Origin of the sequence: Dietzia sp. SLG310A2-38A2, assembly GCF_014145095.1 — a bacterium.
GTDB lineage: Bacteria > Actinomycetota > Actinomycetes > Mycobacteriales > Mycobacteriaceae > Dietzia.
In genome coordinates this window covers 1-2,568 of record NZ_JAALDX010000214.1, presented here as the reverse complement: position 1 = coordinate 2,568, position 2,568 = coordinate 1, and the positions used below count along the sequence as shown (strand labels likewise).

Sequence of the window (2,568 nt, the reverse complement as noted above, 5' to 3'; positions counted from 1 at the left end):
TGCGGCTCACTTGGTGCGGCGGGTGCGGTTGCCGTAACGGCGCTGGAACTTCTCGACACGGCCGGCCGTGTCCATGACGCGCTGCGCGCCGGTCCAGAACGGGTGCGACTCACTGGTCACGTCGACCACGATGAGCGGGTAGGAGTTTCCGTCCTCCCACTCGACGGTCCGCTCGCTCTTCGCGGTGGAGCGGGTGAGGAACTTGGTGCCCGTGCCCGAGTCCTGGAAGACCACCGGGTGGTAGTCGGGGTGGATGTCGTTCTTCATACTGGATCCCTCTAGCTCGGTAGAAGTCTTGGGTCTGGCGCCCGCCCCGGCAGGGGCACGCAACTGCCAGTGGCCGAACCGGGGATCCCGGTATCAGCACACGCATCGGTAGATCGTACCCGTACTGTGACCGCGTACCCAATTCGCGCGCTCCGGCCGCCCTCATCACCGGCGTTGACGTGCTGATTACCGTTTCCCGCGGTCGGGCCGTAAACTAGACCATCGCTGTTGTCTGCACGTTTGCTATCGCCTCTCACGGTGCCCGCGACGTGGTGATCCACTGCTGTTCGGCCCAGGCCGACCGGGAGTCCCGATCATCACGCGCCATCGTACGAGGAGGCGGAAGGAGAACCACGCCATGTCGGCGCATTGCCAGGTAACGGGACGGAAGCCGGGTTTCGGCAAGTCCGTCTCGCACTCACACCGCAGGACCAACCGTCGCTGGAACCCGAACATCCAGCGCCGTAGCTACTTCGTGCCCTCCGAGGGTCGTCGCGTCACGCTGACGGTCTCCACCAAGGGCATCAAGACCATCGACCGCGATGGCATCGAGGCCGTCGTGGCCCGTATCCGCGCCCGTGGGGAGAAGATCTGAGATGGCACGTAACGACGTTCGACCCATCATCAAGCTCAAGTCCACGGCCGGGACCGGGTTCACGTACGTGACCCGCAAGAACCGCCGTAACAACCCGGACCGCATCGTCCTCAAGAAGTTCGACCCGGTCGTCCGCAAGCACGTCGAATTCCGAGAGGAGCGCTGACCCGTGGCCAAGAAGTCAAAGATCGCGCGCAACGAGCAGCGCAAGGCCAAGGTCGCCCGGTTCGCCGAGCGCCGCGCCGAGCTCAAGGCAATCATCAAGAACCCCGAGAGCACGGACGAGGCGCGCATGGACGCCCAGACCGCGCTCAACAAGATGCCGCGTGACGCCTCGCCCGTGCGGGTGCGTAACCGCGACGTCGCCGATGGTCGCCCCCGCGGCTACCTCCGCAAGTTCGGCCTTTCCCGCGTCCGCATGCGCGAGATGGCCCACCGTGGCGAGCTGCCCGGTGTCACGAAGTCGAGTTGGTGAGTAGGTAATCATGGCAAAAGCGCGTAGCACCCCGTCCAAGAAGATCCGTGCCCAGGAGGGTCGTCGGCCCAAGAAGAACCCGTTGAAGGTCGCGGGTATCGAGACGGTCGACTACAAGGACGTCAACACCCTCCGCACGTTCATCTCCGATCGTGGCAAGATCCGTTCACGTCGCGTCACCGGCCTCACGCCGCAGCAGCAGCGTCAGGTCGCCGTCGCGGTCAAGAACGCCCGTGAGATGGCACTGCTGCCGTTCACCAGCCGCTGAGCCACTGCTCGGCGCGGTCGAACCGCACCGCACGTCCCGCCCGCGGTAACTAGCCGCCGACCGGACAACAGCAACCCGATCGGGGTCGCGCCTCCTGCCCACAGGAGTGCACGGCCCCGATCGGCGTTACCGCTCCTCCCCCCGAACCCCAGGAGTCCGCAGTGGCCGGCGTCCTCAACGGCTTCGCCGTGATCGTCGCGGTCGTCGCACTCGGGTGGCTGCTCGCCCGTTCCCGGGTCCTCGGCACCGACGCGCGACTGGTGCTCAACCGGCTCGTGTTCTTCGTCGCCACCCCGGCCCTGCTGTTCGACGCCCTCGCCCGGACCACACTCGACCAGGTCTTCACCGGCGTCTTCGTGGTCTCCGCCGTGACGGCGATCGTCATGGCGGTGGCCTACGTGCTCATCGCGAAACTGTGGCTCCGGCGGCCGGCCGCCGACCTCGCCGTCGGCGCCCTGTCCGCCAGCTACGTCAACTCCGCCAACCTGGGCATCCCCATCGCCGTCTACGTCCTGGGGGACTTCGGCTTCGTCATGCCCCTGTTGCTGTTCCAGGTGGCGGTGCTGCAGCCGATCGCCATCGCCGTACTCGAGCGCGCCGCCCGGGCGGAGGGTGCGACCGATGGCGGTGGAGGCGCGTTCGCCTCGGCGCTCCAGGCCGCCCGGACCCCGCTGGTCGTGGCCGCCCTCGCCGGGGTGGTGGTGGCCGCACTGCCGTGGTCGCCACCCGAGCGCCTTCTCGAACCCGTCCACCTGGTGGGTCAGATCTCGGTCCCCGGCGCACTCCTGGTGTTCGGCATGTCGCTCTACGGCGTGAAGGTGCTCGAGGCCGGAGCCTCACCGCGCCGGGAGATCGCACTCGCCAGCGGTCTGAAGCTGGTCGCACACCCACTGCTCGCGTTCGCCGTCGGCAGTGGTCTCATGGGGATGCGGGGCCACGAACTCCTCACCGTGGTGGTGGCCG

At 67.4% G+C, this 2,568-nt stretch carries 6 protein-coding genes; 5 read left to right on the top strand and 1 reads right to left on the bottom strand.

Translation table 11 applies throughout. From position 1 onward, the window contains the following. Positions 1–6 precede the first annotated feature (6 nt). On the bottom strand, positions 7–267 hold the full coding sequence (locus G6027_RS08105) for a type B 50S ribosomal protein L31 (protein WP_095718598.1): 261 nt from the start codon (positions 265–267) through the stop codon (positions 7–9). 358 nt (positions 268–625) lie between these two features. Between G6027_RS08105 and rpmB the strand changes: the two genes are divergently transcribed. The 5 genes from rpmB to G6027_RS08080 form a co-directional block, all read left to right on the top strand. Continuing rightward, positions 626–862, top strand: a complete 237-nt coding sequence (rpmB, locus tag G6027_RS08100) for a 50S ribosomal protein L28 (RefSeq protein ID WP_010542299.1) — start codon at positions 626–628, stop codon at positions 860–862. A gap of 1 nt (position 863) precedes the next feature. Continuing rightward, positions 864–1,028, top strand: a complete 165-nt coding sequence (rpmG, locus tag G6027_RS08095) for a 50S ribosomal protein L33 (RefSeq protein ID WP_017836290.1) — start codon at positions 864–866, stop codon at positions 1,026–1,028. Positions 1,029–1,031: 3 nt separating this feature from the next. Further along, positions 1,032–1,337, top strand: a complete 306-nt coding sequence (gene rpsN, locus G6027_RS08090) for a 30S ribosomal protein S14 (protein ID WP_017836289.1) — start codon at positions 1,032–1,034, stop codon at positions 1,335–1,337. Between the two features lie 10 nt (positions 1,338–1,347). After that, the gene (gene rpsR, locus G6027_RS08085; protein WP_007632792.1) at positions 1,348–1,605 is read left to right on the top strand and encodes a 30S ribosomal protein S18; all 258 of its coding nucleotides are present in this window, start codon (positions 1,348–1,350) and stop codon (positions 1,603–1,605) included. A gap of 161 nt (positions 1,606–1,766) precedes the next feature. Further along, on the top strand, positions 1,767–2,568 hold an 802-nt coding region (locus G6027_RS08080; RefSeq protein ID WP_182636726.1), incomplete at its 3' end, for an AEC family transporter.

What these genes read in the sequence shown, in the direction of transcription:
- rpmB (WP_010542299.1), top strand. Translation starts at nt 626, where the DNA reads ATGTCGGCGCATTGCCAGGTAACGGGACGGAAGCCGGGTTTCGGCAAG.
- rpmG (WP_017836290.1), top strand. Translation starts at nt 864, where the DNA reads ATGGCACGTAACGACGTTCGACCCATCATCAAGCTCAAGTCCACGGCC.
- rpsR (WP_007632792.1), top strand. Translation starts at nt 1,348, where the DNA reads ATGGCAAAAGCGCGTAGCACCCCGTCCAAGAAGATCCGTGCCCAGGAG.
- G6027_RS08105 (WP_095718598.1), bottom strand. Translation starts at nt 267, where the DNA reads ATGAAGAACGACATCCACCCCGACTACCACCCGGTGGTCTTCCAGGAC.